This is a genomic window from Capillimicrobium parvum, assembly GCF_021172045.1.
Taxonomy (GTDB): Bacteria; Actinomycetota; Thermoleophilia; order Solirubrobacterales; family Solirubrobacteraceae; genus Capillimicrobium; species Capillimicrobium parvum.
Map to the genome: position 1 here is coordinate 4,103,926 of NZ_CP087164.1, position 19,668 is coordinate 4,123,593.

Consider the following 19,668-nt stretch of genomic DNA (forward strand, 5'->3'; position numbering starts at 1 on the left):
GCGTTCCTCCCCCCGGCGCCGAGCAGATCAGTCTATCGAGGTGGTCGTCCGGCTCCCGCCGGGCCTGGGCGGCGGCGGCTCAGCTGCCGGGCGTCCAGATCTGCGGGCGCTCCGCGGACTCCGCGGCGGCGTCCTTCTCCGGCGTCCACAGCTTGTCGCGCGCCTGCGCCTGCTCCACCGAGATCGGCGAGGCGTTCTCGACCAGGAAGTCGATGGCCTGGCGGGCGGCCAGGTCCTCCTTGAGGTCGTCCAGGCGCCCCGACTGCTCGAGACGGTCACGCAGCTTCTCGACCTTGACGTTCTCACGGGCCGCGGAGGCCTGCAGGGCGTCGAGGACGTCGCCGTCGGCGGGCTCGATGCCCTCGGCGGCGATGATCGCGGCGATCACGGCCTCGCGGCGCAGCGCGCGCTCGGCCTCGGGCTTGGCCTCCTCGAGGAGCTCCTCCTCGGGCTTGCCCGCCATCTGCAGGTACATCTCGCGCGAGATGCCCTGGTGGCCGAGCGAGTGCACCATGCGGTCCCACAGCTCGCGGGCGCGCGCGTCCACGAGCGCGTCGGGGACGTCGACCGTCGCCTCCTTGACCACCGCGTCGACGACCGCCTCGCGGTAGGCCTGCTCGACCTCGCGCTCGTCGGCCTCCAGCAGCTTGGAGCGGACGTCCTCGCGCAACTCGTCCAGGGAGTCGAACCCGGCCTGGTCGACGGCGAAGTCGTCGTCGAGCTCGGGCAGGACCTTCTCCTTGATCTCGCTGACCGTGACGGCGAACTCCGCCTCCTTGCCCGCGAGGTGCTCCGCGCCGTAGTCGTCGGGGAACGACACCTTGACGGTGCGCTCGTCGCCGGCCTTCGCGCCCTTGAGCTGCTCCTCGAAGCCGGGGATCAGCCGCCCGGAGCCGAGCTCGATCATCTGGTCGCGGCCGGCGCCGCCCTCGAACTCCTCGCCGTCGATCGAGCCGACGTAGTCCATGACGACGAAGTCGCCCTCGCCCGCCTCGCGGTCGGCGGTCTCCAGGCGCGCCGCGCGCTCGCGCAGCGCGTCGAGCTCGGCCTGCACCGCCTCGTCGGAGGCCTGCGGCTCGCGGCGGCCCACCTCGACGCCCTTGTACTCGCCCAGCTGGGCGGTCGGGCGCACGCCGATCTCGACGGTGAACGTCAGCGGCTCGCCCTCGCCGGGGAGGTCGCCCAGGTCGAGCTGCGGCTCGCCCACGGGCGCGATCTTCGCGTCGCCGATCGCGTCCGCGTACCAGCGCGCGAGCGCATCGCGGACGGTCTCGTCGAGCACGGCCTGGCGGCCGATGCGGCGGATGACGACCGGCGGCGGGACCTTGCCCTTGCGGAAGCCGGGGATGCGCATCTCGCGCCCCAGGGCCTTCGCCGTCCGGGCGACCTGGCGCTCGACCTCCTCGGGCGGGACCTCCGCCTCGACGCGGACGCGGGACTCGGGAAGCTCGGTGACGGTCGTCTTCATGGGCGGCTGACGATAGCGCCCGGGTTCGCGGCGATCAGCTCCGCGTACACGCCGCGCGTCTGGCGGGCCACGTCGACCCAGTCGAAGCGCAGCACGTGCTCGGAGGCCTGCGCGACGAGCCGGTCGCGCAACGGTTCGTCGGTGAGCACCTTGACCATCATCCGGGCCAGCGAGCGCGGGTCGCGCGAGCGGAAGCGCAGCGCCACGTCGTCGCTGGGCGCCACCTCGGCCAGCCCGCCGGTGTTCGCGACGATGCACGGGCAGCCGCTGGCCATCGCCTCCAGCGCCACGAGGCCGAACGGCTCGTACAGCGACGGCACCACGCACAGGTCGCTGATGCGGTACAGCGAGTGCAGGAGGTCGTCGCCGATCCAGCCGGCGAACGTGCCGTGCGCGTCCAGGCCGAGCTCGGTCGCCTGCTTGCGCAGCTGCGCCTCATGCGTGCCGGATCCGGCGACGACGAAGCGCAGGTCGCCGACCTTGGCGATGACCGCCGGGAGCGCCTCGAGCGCGAACTGGAAGCCCTTCTCGTAGACGAGGCGGCCGACGAGCAGCAGCAGGCGCTCGTCGGGCGCGGCGAAGCGGGCGCGCAGGGCCTCGAGGTCGCCGACCGGCTGCAGGTCGCCCGGGTCGATGCCGTTGGCGATGACCGCGATGGCGGACTCGTCGACGCCGAAGACGTCGGCGACGTGCCCCCGCATGTAGTGCGAGCAGGTGATGAGGCCGTCCGCGCGGCGGGCCATCCAGCGCTCGGTGGCGTGGATCTTGGACTGGGGCGGCTTGTCGACCCAGCCCTGGTGGCGCCCGTGCTCGGTCGCGTGGATCGTGGCGAGGAACGGCACCCCGATCCGGTCCGCCAGCGCGGAGGCGGCGCGCGCGACGAGCCAGTCGTGGCCGTGGACGAGGTCGAAGTCGTGCTCCTCGGCGAGGGCGGTCCCGGCCCGGCGCATGTCGTCGTTCATCGCCCGCACCCACGCGAGGAAGCGGTCGAGGTCGCGCGGCCACTGCGGCTCCGGGACGCGGTGGACGTGGACGCCGGCGCGCAGCTCGCTCGGGCGTTCGCCGCGGGTGAGCACGTGGACCTCGGTCCCTTGGCGCACGAGCTCCTCGCTGAGCTTGCGCACGTGCCGGGCCAGGCCTCCCTCGACGACCGGCGGGTACTCCCACGAGAGGATGAGAACGCGACCGTTCACCAGCGGGGGCGAACCCTATCGAGCCGGGCGCGTCATGCCGCGATCCGGTGCGCGCCGCGGCCCAGCGCGAACTCGTACGCGGGCACCCACGGCGCCTCCAGGCCGGTGAGACCGCGCAGCACCTCGGCGTCGGCGAGGTAGCGCTTGTGCAGGCGCCGGCGCAGCGGGTCGGACACCGTCCGACCCGCGTCGTCGGCCTCGATGTTCCAGAGGTGGCGCACCCACCACTCCAGCGCGCGCTGCGGCTCGCGGCAGGCGGGCACGTGGGGCCACGCCTGCTCGCGCAGGTGGTCGAGGATGCGCTCGACCTCGTCGGCCGACGTCCGGGGGCGCAGGCCGCCGCGGTTGAGGCGCACGTCGAGGTCGGGCACGTGGCCCGGGTCCACGCCGAGATGGCGGAAGATGCGCCGGTAGCTCGTCGCCGGCCAGCGGTCGAAGTCCTCGGTGAACAGCACGTGCAGCTGCTCGCGCGGGAACGCGTCGAGGTACGCGCCGAGGATGCGCCCGTACTCGCTGTCGGCCAGGACGTCCTCGTCGCCCGGGCCGGCCGCGGCCACGTGCTCGTCGAACGTGGCGCCGCACGCGGTCCCCTGGCGCAGCGCCTGGCGGAAGCGCGAGACGGCGCGGTCGACCGGCTCGCGCAGGATCGCCACGAGCCGGGCGTCGGGGATCCGCGAGCGCATCCTCCCGACGACCGTCTCGAGCCCGGCGCTCGCCATGTAGGTCGGCGTCACGGTGCCGATCCGCTGGCCGGGGGCGGCGTGCTCGAACGCCTCCGCGACGTATGGGCCCAGCCCGCGCTCCCAGCGCGCGGGCGAGTTGAAGAAGCCGCGCTCCTTGTCGCCCGGCAGGCACAGCTCGGGGTGCGACGACAGGCCGGCCCAGAGCGTCGTCGTCGCCGACTTCGTGGCCCCGATGACGACGAAGTCGAGCCGGCGGCTCGACGGCCCGCTGCTCACGAGGTCACCGCCGCCTCGTAGGCCCCGAGCCACGGCGGCTCGACGCCGACCCGGTCGCGCAGCAGCTGCGCGTCGGCCAGGAAGTGCTCGGCCAGGCGCCGCCGCAGCGGCTCGCCGATGCTCTTGGACTCCTCGTCGGGCACGGTGTTCCAGAGGTGGGTCAGCCACCAGCGCGTCGAGCGCCGCAGCTCCTCCCCGCCGTCGGCGACGAGCGGCCAGAGGTGGGCGTCGAGGTGGGCGTTGAGCTCGTCGAGCGCCTCCGGGGACACGCGCCTGCTCGTGCCGCCGACGTTCAGGCGCTCGCCGGCCGTCGGCGCGTGGCAGGGGTCGACGCCGACGAACGCGAAGAGCTCGCGGTAGACGGCGGCGGGGTCGCGGACGAGGTCCCGGGTCCAGAGGACCAGCAGCTGCTCGCGCGGGAAGGCGTCGAGGTAGCGCGCGAGGATGCGCCCGTACTCGCCGCGGCGGATGATCGGCGGCCAGATCACGCCCCGCTCCCGGCAGACCCACTCGAAGTGCTCGTCGAACGTGGGCAGCGAGGCGTTGCCGGTGCGCAGTCCGGTGCGGTAGTGCGAGATGGCGCGCTCGATCGGGTCGCGCAGGATGGCGACGAGGCGCGTGGCGGGGATCGTGTCGCGCATCCGCTCGACCAGCACCACCAGCCCGTCCTTGGAGGCGGGCATGTAGTCCGGCGTGACGGTGCCGAGGACCGAACCGGCCGGCGCGTCGGGGAAGGTCGCGTCGAGGAACGCGTCGAGACCCTTCTCGTAGCGGCCGTCGGAGTTGAAGAACCCTCGCTCCTTGTCGCCGGGCGTGCGCACCTGCGGGTGCGAGTCGAGCCCGCGCCACAGCGTGGTCGTCGCCGCCTTCTGCGCGCCGATCACGACGAAGCCCAGCGTGCGCCCGCCGGCGGGGGCGGCCGGAGGCCGATGGCCGTTGCGGAGCGGCGCCGTCTCGATCACGCGGGCAATTGTCGCGGCGCCTCCGGCCGGAGATGCCGCTTTCGGCCGCGTCGGCGGCCGGTTGGACGGATGTACGAGGGTCAGCGCACGAGCAGCGACAGACCGGAAAGGTGCTCCAGGCGCTCCTCCCACTCCCCGCCGGGGATGTCGGCGACCGGCTGGGCGCCCGGGCGCACCGGCACGATCACCGCGACGTCGTCGCCGCGCAGGTAGGCCACGACGCCGTCCGGGGCGTCCAGCGCGGTGTAGCCGCCGGCGAACGTGGCCTCGCGCTGCGCGCGCACCGTCAGCGCGGTGTGGATGAGGTAGAGCTTGCGGTGCTCGGCATCGATGGGCCCCGCATCATCCCGGAGCGCGTCGAGGGCGGCGCGGCGGGCGGACCAGTCGACCGGCCGCCGGTTGTCGGGATCGACGAGGTTCAGCGCGAGGAGCTCGTCGCCCTGGTACGTGTCGGGCAGCCCGGGCACCGTGTACTTCAGCAGCAGCTGGCCGAGCGCGGAGGCTTCTCCGGCGACGGCGACGCGCTCGGCGAACGGCAGGAAGTCGGCCAGGAACGGCTCGTGGGCGACCACCGCGCGGGCGAAGCGCTGGACCGCGCGCTCCCACGCCTCGTTCTGACCGACCCAGCTCGTGTTGACCTTCGCCTCGCGCAGCGCCTTCTCGAGGTAGGCGTCGAGGCGCTCGAGCGGCTCGATCGGCCAGGCGCCGACGAGCGTCTGGTAGAGCAGGTACTCCTCGTTGGGGTCTGGTCCCACCCGCCCCTCGCGCCCAGCCACCGTCTCGCGCAGCGGAGCGTTGAGCTCGCGCCAGCGCAGCACGCGCTCGCGCCACTCGTCCGCCATCCACGTCAGCGCGCCGATCCGGGCGCGCACGTCGCCGCCGCGCTTCGTGTCGTGCGTCTGCGTGACCAGCAGGTTGCGCGGGAACCGGCGCGCGCGCTCGGCGTTCGCCGCGTGGAAGTCCTCGATCGACACGCCGAAGCGGGCCGGGTCGCCCCCGACCTCGTTGAGCGCGAGCAGGCGGTTGTAGCGGTAGAAGGCCGTGTCCTCGACGCCCTTGGCCGTGATCGGCGGCGAGGTCTGCTGGAAGCGGGTGACGAACTCCTGCGGCGCGTCGTCCTCGAGGCGCAGCACGCGCGCCAGCGCGTCGTGCATGCCGGACGCCGCGATGGCCTCGCGGTCGCCGTCGGTCACGCGGCCCGACCAGGGCTCGACGTAGGTGCGGTAGACCGGCAGCCGCGCCAGCGCCTCGGCGATCCCCGGCAGGTGCTGCAGGCGGCGCAGCCGGTCGACCTCGCGCGCGAACGTCGTCTCGGCCTGCTCGAGCTGGGCCTCCAGCGCCACGTCCTCGAACGTCCGCGTCTCGCCCGTGACCTCCGCATAGAGCGCGGTGAACGCGTCCTCGGCGTCCGCGTCGACGAACACCCCCTGGACGTCGTTGAGGAACTCGTAGCCCACCGTCCCGTCGACCGGCCAGTCGCGCAGCGATTCGGGTGGGCGGGAATGGGAGAGGATCTTCTCGACCCACACGTGCTCGGCCCCCGCCTCGCGCAGCCGGCGCAGATAGCCCGCCGGGTCCGCCAGGCCGTCGGGGTGATCGACCCGCAGCCCGTCGAGCACGCCGTCGCGCAGCAGCTCGAGGACCTTGGCGTGGGTCGTCTCGAAGACCTCGGGGTCCTCCTGGCGGATCGCCGCCAGGTCGTCGATGTCGAAGAAGCGACGATAGGCGCCGGTGTGCTCGTCGACGTCGAACCACCTGGCGCGGAGCTCCGGATCGCTCCACCAGCGGTTCTCGTCGCCGGTGCCCATGTGGTTGGGCACGATGTCGAGGATGATGCCGAGCCCGGCGCCGGCGAGCTCGCGCAGCGCCGCCTCGCCGCCGAGCTCGCGCGAGATCCGCGTCGGGTCGACGACGTCGTAGCCGTGGGTGGAGCCGCTGCGGGCCTGCAGCGACGGCGACAGGTACAGGTGGCTGATCCCGAGGTCGCGCAGGTAGGGCACGAGCTCGCGGACGTCGGCGAAGGTCAGCCCGGGACCGAGCTGCAGGCGGTAGGTCGCACGCATGGGGCGCCCCCGGCTACCCCGCGCGGCGCAGCACGAGCATCGAGCGCGACGGGACGGTCACCGTGTCGCGCGCGTCGTAGCGCCGCGCGCCCGGCTCCTCCTCCGGCCGGCACGTGTCGATCTCGCTGCACCACACCTTGCCGAAGCGCTCGTTGGGCAGCGTGAAGTCGACGTCCTCGTGGCTGGCGTTGAACAGCATGAGCCACGAGTCGTCGTACAGCGGCCGGCCGTGGTCGTCGACCTCGCGCAGCTCGTCGCCGTTCAGGAACACGCCGACGAACAGCCCGTCCTCGCGGTTCCAGTCGTGCTGGGTCATGCGCCGGCCGTCGGGCCGGAACCACCACGCGTCGGGCAGGCCCGAGCCCTCGAGGTCCCGGCCGGCGAGGAAGTTCGTGCGCCGGAACGCGGGGTGCTCGCGGCGCAGGCGGATCAGGCGCCGCGTGAACGCGGTCAGGTCGTGGTTGCGCTCGGCCAGATCCCAGTCGAACCAGGAGATCTCCGAGTCCTGGCACCACGCGTTGTTGTTGCCGCCCTGGGTGCGGCCGAACTCGTCGCCGCCGAGCAGCATCGGCGTGCCGATCGACAGCAGGAGCGTGGCGAGGAAGTTGCGCTGCTGGCGCAGGCGCAGCGCCTCGATCTGCGGGTCGTCGGTCTCCCCCTCGACCCCGCAGTTCCAGGAGCGGTTGTCGTCGGTGCCGTCCTGGTTGTCCTCCAGGTTGGCCTCGTTGTGCTTCTCGTTGAAGGACACGAGGTCGCGCAGCGTGAAGCCGTCGTGGGCGGTGATGAAGTTGATCGACGCGAACGGGTGGCGGCCGTCCTCCTCGTAGAGGTCGCTCGAGCCGGTCAAGCGCGCCGCGAACTCGGCGACGTTCGCCTCGCCGCGCCAGAAGTCGCGCACGGTGTCGCGGTAGATGCCGTTCCACTCCGACCACAGCACCGGGAAGTTGCCGACCTGGTAGCCGCCCGGCCCGACGTCCCACGGCTCGGCGATCAGCTTGACCTGCGACAGGATCGGGTCCTGGTGGATCGTGTCGAAGAACGCCGACAGCCGGTCCACGTCGTAGAGCTCGCGGGCCAGCGCGGAGGCGAGGTCGAACCGGAAGCCGTCCACGTGGCACTCCGTCACCCAGTAGCGCAGCGAGTCCATGATCAGCCGCAGAACGCTCGGATGGACCGGGTTGAGGCTGTTGCCCGTCCCGGTGAAGTCCATGTAATGCCGCAGGTCGCCGGGCACGAGCCGGTAGTACGCCGCGTTGTCGACGCCCTTGAACGACAGCATCGGGCCGAGGTGGTTGCCCTCCGCCGTGTGGTTGTAGACCACGTCGAGGATCACCTCGATGCCCGCCCGGTGCAGGGCCTTGACCATGCCCTTGAACTCGCGCAGCGCCTCGCCGCCCTGCCCGTTGGCGGCGTACAGGGCGTGCGGGGCGAGGTAGCCGATCGAGCTGTAGCCCCAGTAGTTCGTGAGCCCGCGCTCGGCGAGGAACGACTCGTCGACGATGTGGTGGATCGGCAGCAGCTCCACGGCCGTCACGCCCAGGTCGATGAGGTGCGCGAGCGCCTCGTCGGACGCCAGGCCCGCGTAGGTGCCCTGCAGGTGCTCGGGCACGTGCGGGTGGCGCTTCGTGTAGCCCTTGACGTGGGTCTCGTAGATGACCATGTCCGACCAGCGGTGGTTCGGGGGGCGGTCGTCCTCCCAGTGGAAGCTCTGGTCGACCACCAGGCAGCGCGGCATCGCCGGCGCGGAGTCCTCGTCGTCGGCCTCGAGGTCCGCGTCCGGGTTGTCGGGGTCAGGGACGTAGGGCAGGGTGTTCGCGCGCTCGGGCCGCACCGGTCCCTCGATCGCCTTCGCGTAGGGGTCGATCAGCAGCTTGTGCGGGTTGAACCGGTGGCCATGCTCCGGCGCGTACGGACCGTGGACCCGGTAGCCGTAGCGCTGGCCGAGCCCGACGCCCGGCAGGTAGCAGTGCCAGGTATGGGCCGTGACCTGCTCGACCTCGATGCGTGTCTCCTCGTCCTCGTCGTCGTAGAGGCAGAGCTCCACGCGCTCGGCGTGCTCGGAGAACAGCGAGAAGTTCGTGCCGTGCCCGTCCCACGTGGGGCCGAGCGGGAACGGCCGGCCGGGCCAGACGTCCTGGCTCATGATGCAGCGCCCCACGAGCGCGGAACGTCTGGGTATGAGGACCCGCAGGGTCTCACTTGATGAGAGCTCCCCCCAGGGCGGGCAGCGCCACCGCGCCGGCGCCCATCCGCGTGTCGTCGTGGTGCGTTGCCAGTGCGAGCGCGCGGCCGTCGACCGGCACCGCCCGCGGCTCGCGGGCGAAGTTGCAGGCCAGCTCGTGGTCTCCGCGGCGCACAACGAGCCAGCGGGCGTCCTCGTCGAAGCGGCACTCCGCTTCGCCGCGGACGTCGCGGCGGGTCCGCAGCAGCGCCTTGACCAGATCGCGATGCGTGCGGTCCTCGTCCCACGTGAGCTTCGAGCGCGCGAACGTGGCCGGATCCTGCGGGTCGGGCACCTCCTCGCCGGCGAACTCGGCGAACGCCGCGAACTCGCGCCGGCGCCCTTCGCGGGTGGCGTCGGCGATCCGCTTGTCGATGTGGTCGCAGAAGAACTGAAACGGCGCGCGCTCGCGGTACTCCTCGCCCATGAACAGCATCGGCACGAAGCCTGACAGCAGCGTCACGAACGCGGCGAGCGGCGCGGACTCGGCGGGCAGCCGGTCGCCGAAGGCGCGGTTGCCGACCTGGTCGTGGTTCTGATCGAACACGACGAACGCGCTGCGCGGCAGGTCGTCCGCGGGCGCACCGAAGGTGCGGTCGCGGAACGCCGACCAGGTGCCGTCGTGGACGTGCGGACGGTGCATCGCCTTGGCCAGGTCGGCGACGCGGCCGAACTCGGCGTAGTAGCCGTCGCGCTCGTCGGTGACGAGCGTGCGCAGGGCGTGGTGGAAGTCGTCGGCCCACGCGGCGTCGCAGCCCCACCCGCCTGACCCGTTGCCACCCGCCCCCCGCATCACCTTCGGGTCGTTCAGGCCGCTCTCGGCGATGACGATCGCGCCCGGCCGTGCCGCATGCACCCGGCGGGCGACCTCGGCGACGATGTGCTCGGGCCGCTGGTCGAAGATCGCGTGGATCGCATCGAGGCGCACGCCGTCGACGTGCAGGTCGCGCACCCAGTGCTCGACGGACTGACACGCCCACTCGCGCACGGCGTCCGAGCCGGCGTCGTCGTAGTTGATCGCCTCGCCCCAGAACGTCGAGTACTTGTCGGTGAAGTAGGGGCCGAACGCGCGCAGCGCCCGGTTGCCCGACGCGCCGACGTGGTTGAGGACGACGTCGAGGATCACCGCCAGGCCGGCGCCGTGGGCCGCGTCGACGAAGCGCGCGAAGGCCTCGGGCCCGCCGTAGGACGACTGCGCCGCGGCCAGGTAGACGCCGTCGTAGCCCCAGCCGCGGGCGCCGGGGAACTCGGCGACCGGCATGACCTCGACCGCGGTGATGCCGAGCTCGGCCAGCTCCCGTAGCCGGGCGATCGCGCCGTCGAACGTCCCCTCCGGCGTGAACGTGCCGACGTGCAGCTCGTAGACGACGAGATCCTCCATCGCCGGCGGCGTGAAGCCGTCGTCGGTCCAGCGCAACGCCGCGGTGTCGAGCACGCGCGACGGGCCGCGCAGCCCTCGCGGCTGCCAGCGCGTGGCGGGGTCCGGCAGGCGCCGCCCGTCGAGGACGATCCAGTAGTCGTCGCCCCCGCCTGCCGGCACCGCGCCGGCCCACATGCCGCGCTCCTCGCGCTCGAGCGCCGTCTCGCCGCGCCGCGCCACGCGGACGGCCACCGCATCCGCGCGCGGCGCCCAGACGCGCACGAGCGCCCGGCCGTCGCCGGCCGGCACCGCCCCCAGCTGCTGCTCACCCACGCTCTGGCACCAGCCACACGACGCCCAGCGGCGGGAGCGTCAGCTCCGCGGAGTGCCCCTGGTCGTGCCACCGCACCGGCTCGGCGTCGACGCCGCCCATGTTGCCGACGTTGGACCCGCCGTACAGGCCGGCGTCGGTGTTCAGCGCCTCCAGCCAGCGCCCGCCCCTGGGCAGGCCGACGCGGTAGCGCTCGCGGGGGACCGGCGACAGGTTGCAGACGCACACGAGGTGCTCCGTGCCCGGGTTGCCCGCGCGCGCGAACGCGACGACGTTGCGGTCGGCGTCGTTGGGCTCGAGCCAGTAGAAGCCCGACGAGTCGAAGTCGCGCTCCCACAGCGCCGGCGTGTCGCGGTAGACGTGGTTGAGGTCGCGCACGAGAGCCTGGACGCCGCTGTGGCCGGCGTCCTCGAGCAGGTGCCAGTCCAGCGACCGCTCGTGGCTCCACTCGCGCTCCTGCGCGAGCTCGCCGCCCATGAACAGGAGCTTCTTGCCGGGGTGCGCCCACATGTACGCGTACAGGCTGCGCAGGTTGGCGAGCTGCTGCCAGCGGTCGCCGGGCATCTTCTGAAGCAGCGACCCCTTGCCGTGGACCACCTCGTCGTGGCTGAGCGGCAGCACGAAGTTCTCGCTGAACGCGTACATCAGGCTGAAGGTCAGCGTGTGGTGGTGGTAGCGGCGGTGGATCGGGTCCCGCTGGAAGTAGGTCAGCGTGTCGTGCATCCAGCCCATGTTCCACTTGAAGCCGAAGCCCAGGCCGCCGAGGTAGGTCGGCCGCGAGACGCCGGGCCAGGCGGTCGACTCCTCCGCCGCCGTGACGATCCCCGGCTCGCGGGCGAACAGCAGCTCGTTGAGCTCCTTGAGGAACTCGACCGCGTCGAGGTCCTCGCGGCCGCCGAACCGGTTCGGGATCCACTCGCCCGCCTTGCGCGAGTAGTCGAGGTAGAGCATCGAGGCGACGGCGTCCACGCGGATGCCGTCGGCGTGGTACTCGTCGCTCCAGAACAGGGCGTTGGACAGCAGGAAGTTGCGGACCTCGTTGCGGCCGAAGTTGAAGACGAGCGTCCCCCAGTCGGGGTGCGCGCCGCGGCGCGGGTCCTCGTGCTCGTAGAGCGCGGTGCCGTCGAAGCGCGCGAGGCCCCACTCGTCGCGCGGGAAGTGCGCCGGAACCCAGTCGAGGAGCACGCCGATGCCGGCGTCATGGAGGCGGTCGATGAACGCCCGGAACTCGTCGGGCGTGCCGAAGCGCGGCGTCGGCGCGTAGTAGCTCGTCACCTGATAGCCCCACGAGCCGCTGAACGGGTGCGCCATCACCGGCATGAGCTCGACGTGGGTGAAGCCCATGTCCTTCGCGTAGGCGGCGAGCTCGTCGGCCAGCTCGAGGTAGCTCAGGCAGGAGTCGGGCGCGCGCGGATCGCGCCGCCAGGAGCCGAGGTGGACCTCGTAGATTGACACCGGCGAGCTCAGCGGCTCGCGGGCCGCCCGCTCGGCCAGCCACGCGTCGTCGCCCCACTCGTGGCGCGAGCGCGTGACGACCGACGCGGTCGCCGGCGGCATCTCGGCGGCGAAGGCGACCGGGTCGGCCTTCAGCAGCAGCGCACCGGACTGCGCGCGGATCTCGAACTTGTAGCGCGCGCCCTCGCCGACGCCGGGGACGAACAGCTCCCAGACGCCCGACGAGCCGAGCGAACGCATCGGGTGCAGGCGCCCGTCCCAGGAGTCGAAGTCGCCGACGACGCTCACCGAGCGCGCGGAGGGCGCCCAGACCGCGAACGCCGTGCCCGCGACGCCGTCGACCTCGGTGACGTGGGCGCCGAGCCGGTTGTACAGCCGCTCGTGGCGGCCCTCGCCGACGAGGTGCAGGTCGAGCTCGCCGAGCGTCGGCGGGAAGCGGTACGGGTCCTGGATGCGGAACTCGTTGCCGTCCGGGTAGCGGACGTCGAGCTCGTAGCTCAGCGGCATCTCCGCGTCCTTGACGACGCCCTCGAACACGCCGTCGGGATGGCAGCGCTTGAGCTTCGTGGTCTGGCCGTCGACCACCGCGCTGACCGCCTCCGCCGCGGGCCGGTAGGCGCGGATCTTCACGCCGTTCTTCGAGGGGTGCGCGCCCAGGATGCTGTGCGGATCGGCCGTGTCGCGTGCGACGAGGGCGTCGACCTTGGCGCTCATCCGATCGGCTCCTCGAGCAGACGCTCGATCCCGGCAACCGGGATGCTGACCCACTGCGGCCGGTTGTCGAGCTCGTAGCGCAGCTCGTAGACCGCCTTCTCGAGCTCGAAGATCCCCAGCAGGCTCTCGATCGCGCGCTGGCCGGCGGGCAGCAGGCTCATCTCCATGCACTCGAAGTACCCCTCCAGGAAGGTCTCGCGCGCGCGGATCTCCCAATCGGCGGGAACGGCGTTGGAGCGCAGGACCTCGGAGGCCGAGGCGGCGTAGGCGAACGAGCGCAGCATCCCGGCTACGTCGCGCAGCGGCGAACGCTTGCGGCGGCGCTCGGTCAGCGGCCGCGCCGGCTCGCCCTCGAAGTCGATGACGACCCAGCGATCGGGCGTCCGCAGCGTCTGGCCGAGGTGCAGATCACCGTGGTGGCGGATCAGCCGGCCGCCGGTCCCGACGTGGGACATCATCTGCAGGCGGTCGCGGATCTCCTCGCCGCGGCCGGCGATCGGCTCGAGCGCCGGCTCGTCGTCGGGCAGCCGGATGAACAGGCGCTCGATCTCCTCGTCGATCGTGGCGGTCAGCAGCGACAGGCCCTCCCCGGCCGGCTCCTCCGGCGCGAAGTCGGGATCCGTGAGGTCCGAGCCGAGCACGGCGTGCATGCGGCCGATGACCTCGCCGAGCTCGTGCAGCCGGTCGAGGAAGCGCTGAGGGTCGGCGCCGAGCTCGTCGAGCGCGAGCTCCCAGCCGTCGCGTCCGTCGCTGACGTACTCCTGCGCGATGCCGAGCGTCGCGGTCAGCAGGTCGCCGTGCATCTCGTACCAGCCGGTCAGCGTGGCGATGTTCGGGAACTCGCGGGCGGAGAGGAAGCGCAGCATCTCGAGCTCGGGGTTCTCCCCCGGCTCCAGGCGCCGGAACGCCTTGAGCACGAACGCGTCGTCGAGGACGACCGACGAGTTCGACTGCTCGGCGCCGATCGGGCGCACCGTCGTGCGCTCGGGCAGCGGCGGCGCGTCGGGCAGCCAGTGGAACTCGATCGTGCCCGACGCCGACTCGCAGACGGTCTGCTCGCGCAGGAGGTCGGCGAGCACCGCGGCGTGCGGTGGGCTCGTCAGCGCGTCGAGCGCGACGCGGCCGCGCTCGACGCCGAGCACCAGCTGGTAGAGCTCGTGCGTGCCGGCGTGGAAGCTCGCTTCGAGCAGGCCGATGCCGAACGGGGGGTCCTCGCGCAGCGTGAGGATCTCGGCGACCGTCACCTCGGCCACGTCGCGGGTCTTCGAGGCGAACCAGCGCTGGGCCGTGAGCCACTCGACGAGCTGCTCGTCGTCGATCATCGCGTCGAGGTCAGTCATCGGCCGCATCCTCTTCGTCGGCCTCGAGCGTGAACCAGAAGAACCCGCGCGGCGCGAGCGTGAGCAGGTAGGACAGCTCGCCGATCCGCGGGAACCGGGACAGCCCGAACATCTCGACGGGATGGCGGCCGGCGTAGCCGCTGAGGTCGAGCTCGACGGCCTGGGCGCTGCGGGCGACGTTGTGCACGCAGAGCACGACGTCGTCGCGAAAGGTGCGGATGTGGGCGAAGATCCGCGGGTTCGTGGTCTCGAGGACGTCGAGCGTGCCGAGCCCGAACACGGGGTGCTCCTTGCGCAGCGCGATGAAGCGCCGCAGCCAGCGCAGCAGCGACGTCGGCGTGCGCAGCTGCGCCTCCACGTTGACCGCCTGGTAGCCGTAGACGGGGTCCATGAGCGGCGGCGCGTAGAGCTGCGCGAAGTCGGCGCGCGAGAAGCCTCCGTTGCGATCGCCGGTCCATTGCATCGGCGTCCGGACCCCATCGCGGTCGCCCAGATAGACGTTGTCGCCCATCGAGATCTCGTCACCGTAGTAGAGGACGGGGCTTCCCGGCAGCGAGAAGAGGATCGCGTGCATGAGCTCGATCTCGTCGCGGCCGTTGTCGAGCAGCGGCGCCAGGCGCCGGCGGATGCCGAGGTTGGACTTCATCCGCGGGTCCTTCGCGTACTCGTTCCACATGTAGTCGCGATCCTCGTCGCTGACCATCTCGAGCGTGAGCTCGTCGTGGTTGCGCAGGAACAGCCCCCACTGGCAGTTGTCGGGGATCTCGGGCGTCTGGCGCAGGATCTCGGCGATCGGCGTCGCGTCCTCGCGGCGCAGGGCCATGAACATCCGGGGCATGACCGGGAACTGGAACGCCATGTGGCACTCGTCGCCGTCGCCGAAGTACTCGACGACGTCCGCCGGCCACTGGTTGGCCTCGGCCAGCAGCACGGTGTCGGGGTAGGCGGCGTCGATCTCGGCGCGGACGCGCTTGAGGAACGCGTGCGTCGGGGCCAGGTTCTCGCAGTTCGTGCCCTCCGCCTCGAAGAGGTACGGCACGGCGTCCAGGCGGTAGCCGTCGAGCCCGAGCTCGAGCCAGAAGCGCAGGACGTCGAGCATCGCCTCCTGCACCTCGACGTTCTCGAAGTTCAGGTCGGGCTGGTGGTTGTAGAAGCGGTGCCAGTAGTAGGCCTGGGCGACGTCGTCCCACGACCAGTTCGACGTCTCGGTGTCGATGAAGATGATCCGTGCGTCGGTGTAGCGGTCGTGCGTGTCCGACCAGACGTACCAGTCGCGCGCCGGCGAGCCCGGGGGCGCGTGGCGAGCGCGCCGGAACCACGGGTGGTCGGTCGACGTGTGGTTCATGACCATGTCGACGATGACGCGGATGCCGCGCTCGTGGGCGTCGCTGACCAGGTCGCGGAACTCGTCGACCGTGCCGTAGACCGGGTCGATGTTCGTGAAGTCCGCGACGTCGTAGCCGCCGTCGCGCAGCGGCGACGGGTAGAATGGCATGATCCAGATGCAGTCGACGCCGAGCCACTGCAGGTAGTCGAGCTTCTCGCGCAGGCCGACGATGTCGCCGTGGCCGTCGCCGTTGCCGTCGTGGAACCCGCGCATGAGCACCTGGTAGAAGACCGCGGTCTTGAACCAGAGCGGGTTGGCCTCGAACCACTGCTGGGCGGGGTTCATCGCGGGACCGTCGTGAGGACGTGGGCGGCGCGGTACGGCGGATGCAGGCGCACGAAGTTGCGCCCGATCTGCCAGTCGAAGCGCTCGCCGCCCAGCAGGTCGACGACCGGGAAGACGGGCGGCAGGCCGAGCTCGTACGGGATGACGGCGACGCCCTCCTGCGGGTTGTGCGGGTCGATGTTGACGACGCAGATCACGACGTCGTCGGAGTGGCGCTTGGCGTAGGCGATGAGCGCGTCGTTCTCGGTCTCCAGGAACGTGACGTTGCCGAGGTGCTGGAGCGCCGGGTGGTCGCGGCGGATCTCGTTCAGGCGGCCGACGAGGGGCAGCAGCGGCCCGTCGAGCCGGCGGTCCTTGATCTCGTACTTCTCGGAGTCGAGGTACTCCTCGCTGCCGGGTCGCACCGGCACGTTCTCGAAGTGCTCGAAGCCCGAGTAGATGCCGTACGTCGGCGAGAGGGTCGCCGCGAGGATGAGCCGCGGGGCGAACGCGGGCGGCCCGCCGTGCTGCAGGTACTCGGTGAGGATGTCCGGCGTGTTGACGAAGAAGTTCGGCCGGTAGTAGTCCTGCATGCCCGAGTGCGCCAGCTCGTTGACGTACTCGGTGAGCTCCCAGCGCGAGTTCTTCCAGGTGAAGTACGTGTACGACTGGCTGAAGCCGACCTTCGCGAGCGTGCGCATCATCGCGCGGCGGGTGAAGGCCTCGGCCAGGAAGATCGTGTCGGGCTGCACGGCGCGGACCTCGCCGATGAGCCACTCCCAGAACGGCAGCGGCTTCGTGTGCGGGTTGTCGACGCGGAAGGCCCGCACCCCGTGGTCGACCCAGTGCATGACGACGTCGCGCAGCGCGTCCCACAGGGCCTCCCAGTCGGGCGTGTCCCAGTTGACGTTGTAGATGTCCTGGTAGCGCTTGGGTGGGTTCTCGGCGTACTTCAGCGTGCCGTCGGGGCGGCGGTGAAACCACTCCGGGTGCTCCTTGAGCCAGGGGTGGTCGGGCGAGCACTGGATCGCGAAGTCCAGCGCGATGTCGATGCCGTGCTCCCGCGCCGTCGCGACCATCGCGTCGAAGTCCTCGATCGTTCCGAGGTCGGGGTGGATCGCGTCGTGCCCGCCCTCCGCGGAGCCGATCGCCCACGGGCTGCCCGGGTCGTCGGGGCCGGCCTGCAGCGCGTTGTTGCGGCCCTTGCGGTTCGTCGTGCCGATCGGGTGGATCGGCGGGAGGTAGAGGACGTCGAACCCGAGCTCGGCGAGCTGCGGGATCGCTTCCTGGACGCCGCGCAGCCCGCCCCAGGAGCGCGGGAAGAGCTCGTACCAGGCACCGAAGCGGGCGCGCGGCCGGTCGACGTCGACGATGAGGGGCGCGTCGAGCACGCTCGCGCCGGTGCGGTCCGGGTAGCGCTCGGTGAGCGCCAGCAGCTCCGGGTCCAGCGCGGCGTCGACGGTGAGGTGGTCGGCCGCCGCGGTCAGGCGGTCGGCGTCGGCGCCGTGGCCGGCGCGGACGGCGGCGTCGCGCAGCAGGACCGCGCCCTCCGACAGCTCGCCGGAGAACTCATCCTGGCCGGCCGCGACCTTGCGCTCGATCTCCGAGTGCCAGGTGGCGTAGGCGTCGGTCCACGTCTGCACCGACCACGTCCAGCGCCCCTGCGCCGTCACGCGGAAGGAGCCCTGCCAGCGGTCGCCGTCGACGTGGGCGTCGATGCGCCGCATCGGCGCCTCGTGCCACTCCTCGGAGCCCGGCGCCCGGTACCGGGCGACCGCGCGCAGGATGTCGTGGCCGTCCTTGAAGATCGTGGCGAACACGTCGACGGTGTCGCCGACGCACGCCTTCGCCGGATAGCGGCCGCAGTCGACCCTGGGCGCGGGCTCCTCGATCTGGATGCGTGGGGGTGGCTGGTCGGGGGAACTCGGCACCAAGTGCTCGTACTTCCGTCTTCGCACGATTCCTAACCTCGTCTCGTGAATCTCCCGAGAACGAGCGGCGTCCAGCTGCATCTGACGTCGCTGCCCGAAGGCCGGCTCGGTGATGGTGCCTACCGCTTCGTCGACTGGCTGCACGATGCGGGCCAGACGTGGTGGCAGATGCTGCCTCTCGGTCCGCCGGACCGGGCCCGTTCACCGTACAAGGCGAGCTCGGCCTTCGCGAACTGGCGTGGGCTGCTCGCCGATCCGCGGGCGAGGGTGTCGCTCGACGAGGAGGATGCGTTCCGCACGCGCGAGGCGTTCTGGATCGACGGCTGGGCCGCGGTGGCCGGCGGGCGGCGGGCCGTCCTCGACCAGGTGCGCTTCGAGCGCGAGTGGACCGCGCTGCGGGCCTACGCGACCTCGGCGGGCGTGCGGCTCATCGGCGACGTGCCGATCTACGTCGCGCCGGGCGGGGCGGACCAGCGCACGTGGCCGTGGCTCTTCCAGGAGGGCGTGCAGGCCGGGGTTCCGCCCGACGCCTACAGCGACACGGGACAGCTCTGGGGCAACCCGCTCTACGACTGGCCGCGGCTGCGGCGCACCGGCTACCGCTGGTGGGTCGAGCGGCTGCGGCGGACGTTCGGCCACTTCGACCTCGCCCGCCTGGACCACTTCCGCGGCCTGGTCGCCTACTGGTCGGTACCGGCGGGCGCCCGCGACGCCCGGGGCGGCCGGTGGCGGCGCGGGCCGGGCCGCGCCGTGCTCGACGCCGCGCGCTCCGAGCTGGGCCGGCTGCCCCTCATCGCGGAGGACCTCGGGATCATCACGCCGGCGGTCGAGCGGCTGCGCGACTCGCTCGCCCTGCCCGGCATGCTGGTCCTGCAGTTCGGCTTCGACCCCGAGGACCCCCTCGGCCCACACCGGATGGAGAACCACCGCAGGCGCGCGATCGTCTACACGGCGACGCACGACAGCGACACGCTGCGCGGCTGGTACGAGACGCTGCCCGGCGAGATCCGCCGCGACGTCGACGCGGCGACGGCGACGGCGGGGTTCGACGACCGCGAGCCGTGGTGGCGGCTCGTGCGGTTGTGCGCGTCCTCGCCGGCGCAGGTGTCGATGGTGCAGGCCCAGGACGTGCTCGGGCTCGGCTCCGAGGGGCGGATGAACGTCCCGGGGCGCGCGACCGGGTCGTGGCGCTGGCGGATGGCCGCCGGCGCGCTGACGCCCGCGCTGGGGCGGCGGCTGCGCGAGGTCGGCGAGGAGGCGGGCCGGCTGCCGTGACGCGGCCCGGGCTGGTCGCGCTCGGCGACTCGATCACCGACGGCGACGTGGCGCCGATGCTCGGCGTGCGCGCGTGGTCGTGGGCGCAGTGGCTGGCCACCGCGCTCGGGCTGTCCTACACGGGCCTCGCCGCGCCGGGCGCTCGCGTGCCGGACCTGCTGGCCGCGCAGGTGCCGGCGCTCGACGGGCCCTACGAGGTCGGGTGCCTGTGGATCGGCGTCAACGACGTGCGCGGGGCGGACTTCGACGCCGCGGCGTACGCGGAGGGCCTCGCGGCCGCCGCCGGCGCGGTCGCCGGCGTGTGCGCGCGGGTGGTGATGCCGACGATCCCGCTCGACCTCGGGCGTCCCCGGGCCGGGCCGGTGAAGGTGCTGGCGGCCAACGACGCGATCGCCCGGGAGGCGCGCCGGGTGGGCGCGGCGCTCGTGGGGCTGGCCGGCCTGCGCGGGTGGAAGGTCGTGCTCCCGGACGCGGTGCACCTCACGGCGCTCGGCGAGCTGGCGGTCGCCGACCGCGCGGCGCGGGCGCTGGGCGCGGACGTGCTGCCGTCGTCGCTGTGCTCGGCCGACCGCTCCGCCCTCGGTGCGGCGCGCTACGCGGTGACGCGCCACGCCGCGGCGGTGGGGCGCGACTGGGCGCGGCGCCTGCGCGAGCGGACCTGAGCTCCGCCGGACCGCTTCCACCGACGTGCGTCAGTTTTGTCCCGAGGGGTGGGCAGAAGGTGACGCACGTCGCGCCCCGCTCG

The 19,668-nt window shown here is 72.4% G+C and carries 13 protein-coding genes; 2 read left to right on the forward strand and 11 right to left on the reverse strand.

Annotated elements, in window-relative coordinates:
* Positions 1 to 79: 79 nt before the first annotated feature.
* From tig to DSM104329_RS20020, 11 genes are all read right to left on the reverse strand, one after another.
* Entirely contained in the window at positions 80 to 1,468 is a 1,389-nt protein-coding gene (tig, locus tag DSM104329_RS19970; RefSeq protein ID WP_259311607.1) for a trigger factor, read from the reverse strand.
* The gene (locus DSM104329_RS19975; RefSeq protein WP_259311608.1) at positions 1,465 to 2,661 is read right to left on the reverse strand and encodes a glycosyltransferase family 4 protein; all 1,197 of its coding nucleotides are present in this window, start codon (positions 2,659 to 2,661) and stop codon (positions 1,465 to 1,467) included. Before DSM104329_RS19975 ends, tig begins: the two co-directional genes overlap by 4 nt.
* Positions 2,662 to 2,693: 32 nt before the next feature.
* Positions 2,694 to 3,620 carry a sulfotransferase family protein gene (locus tag DSM104329_RS19980; RefSeq protein WP_259311609.1) on the reverse strand — a complete coding sequence of 309 codons (927 nt, stop codon included), beginning with the start codon at positions 3,618 to 3,620 and terminating at the stop codon, positions 2,694 to 2,696.
* A complete protein-coding gene (locus DSM104329_RS19985) occupies positions 3,617 to 4,303 on the reverse strand; it encodes a sulfotransferase domain-containing protein (RefSeq protein ID WP_407655938.1) in 687 nt (228 codons plus the stop codon). The genes DSM104329_RS19980 and DSM104329_RS19985 overlap by 4 nt, the downstream gene beginning before the upstream one ends.
* Before the next feature lie 359 nt (positions 4,304 to 4,662).
* Positions 4,663 to 6,645, reverse strand: a complete 1,983-nt coding sequence (gene treY, locus DSM104329_RS19990; RefSeq protein ID WP_259311611.1) for a malto-oligosyltrehalose synthase — start codon at positions 6,643 to 6,645, stop codon at positions 4,663 to 4,665.
* 13 nt (positions 6,646 to 6,658) lie between these two features.
* The gene (gene glgX, locus DSM104329_RS19995) at positions 6,659 to 8,788 is read right to left on the reverse strand and encodes a glycogen debranching protein GlgX (protein ID WP_259311612.1); all 2,130 of its coding nucleotides are present in this window, start codon (positions 8,786 to 8,788) and stop codon (positions 6,659 to 6,661) included.
* A gap of 52 nt (positions 8,789 to 8,840) precedes the next feature.
* Complete coding sequence (treZ, locus tag DSM104329_RS20000; protein WP_259311613.1) at positions 8,841 to 10,559, reverse strand: malto-oligosyltrehalose trehalohydrolase; 1,719 nt, start codon at positions 10,557 to 10,559, stop codon at positions 8,841 to 8,843.
* Positions 10,552 to 12,726 (reverse strand): 1,4-alpha-glucan branching protein GlgB, encoded by a 2,175-nt coding sequence (glgB, locus tag DSM104329_RS20005; RefSeq protein WP_259311614.1) that lies wholly within the window; start codon positions 12,724 to 12,726, stop codon positions 10,552 to 10,554. Before glgB ends, treZ begins: the two co-directional genes overlap by 8 nt.
* A complete protein-coding gene (locus DSM104329_RS20010; RefSeq protein ID WP_259311615.1) occupies positions 12,723 to 14,066 on the reverse strand; it encodes a maltokinase N-terminal cap-like domain-containing protein in 1,344 nt (447 codons plus the stop codon). The genes glgB and DSM104329_RS20010 overlap by 4 nt, the downstream gene beginning before the upstream one ends.
* Entirely contained in the window at positions 14,059 to 15,738 is a 1,680-nt protein-coding gene (treS, locus tag DSM104329_RS20015) for a maltose alpha-D-glucosyltransferase (protein WP_259311616.1), read from the reverse strand. Before treS ends, DSM104329_RS20010 begins: the two co-directional genes overlap by 8 nt.
* Positions 15,735 to 17,648: an alpha-1,4-glucan--maltose-1-phosphate maltosyltransferase gene (locus DSM104329_RS20020; RefSeq protein WP_259311617.1), complete on the reverse strand. Its 1,914-nt coding sequence runs from the start codon at positions 17,646 to 17,648 to the stop codon at positions 15,735 to 15,737. Before DSM104329_RS20020 ends, treS begins: the two co-directional genes overlap by 4 nt.
* Positions 17,649 to 17,693: 45 nt before the next feature.
* Here DSM104329_RS20020 and DSM104329_RS20025 point away from each other — a divergent pair, with 45 nt between their 5' ends.
* Together DSM104329_RS20025 and DSM104329_RS20030 are read left to right on the forward strand one after the other, a co-directional pair.
* Entirely contained in the window at positions 17,694 to 18,923 is a 1,230-nt protein-coding gene (locus tag DSM104329_RS20025; RefSeq protein ID WP_259311618.1) for a 4-alpha-glucanotransferase, read from the forward strand.
* Positions 18,920 to 19,585 carry a GDSL-type esterase/lipase family protein gene (locus tag DSM104329_RS20030; RefSeq protein WP_259311619.1) on the forward strand — a complete coding sequence of 222 codons (666 nt, stop codon included), beginning with the start codon at positions 18,920 to 18,922 and terminating at the stop codon, positions 19,583 to 19,585. Before DSM104329_RS20025 ends, DSM104329_RS20030 begins: the two co-directional genes overlap by 4 nt.
* Positions 19,586 to 19,668 lie beyond the last annotated feature (83 nt).

What these genes read in the sequence shown, in the direction of transcription:
- DSM104329_RS19985 (WP_407655938.1), bottom strand. Translation starts at nt 4,303, where the DNA reads ATGCCCGCCTCCAAGGACGGGCTGGTGGTGCTGGTCGAGCGGATGCGC.
- DSM104329_RS20010 (WP_259311615.1), bottom strand. Translation starts at nt 14,066, where the DNA reads ATGACTGACCTCGACGCGATGATCGACGACGAGCAGCTCGTCGAGTGG.
- tig (WP_259311607.1), bottom strand. Translation starts at nt 1,468, where the DNA reads ATGAAGACGACCGTCACCGAGCTTCCCGAGTCCCGCGTCCGCGTCGAG.
- treY (WP_259311611.1), bottom strand. Translation starts at nt 6,645, where the DNA reads ATGCGTGCGACCTACCGCCTGCAGCTCGGTCCCGGGCTGACCTTCGCC.
- glgX (WP_259311612.1), bottom strand. Translation starts at nt 8,788, where the DNA reads ATGAGCCAGGACGTCTGGCCCGGCCGGCCGTTCCCGCTCGGCCCCACG.
- glgB (WP_259311614.1), bottom strand. Translation starts at nt 12,726, where the DNA reads ATGAGCGCCAAGGTCGACGCCCTCGTCGCACGCGACACGGCCGATCCG.
- treS (WP_259311616.1), bottom strand. Translation starts at nt 15,738, where the DNA reads ATGAACCCCGCCCAGCAGTGGTTCGAGGCCAACCCGCTCTGGTTCAAG.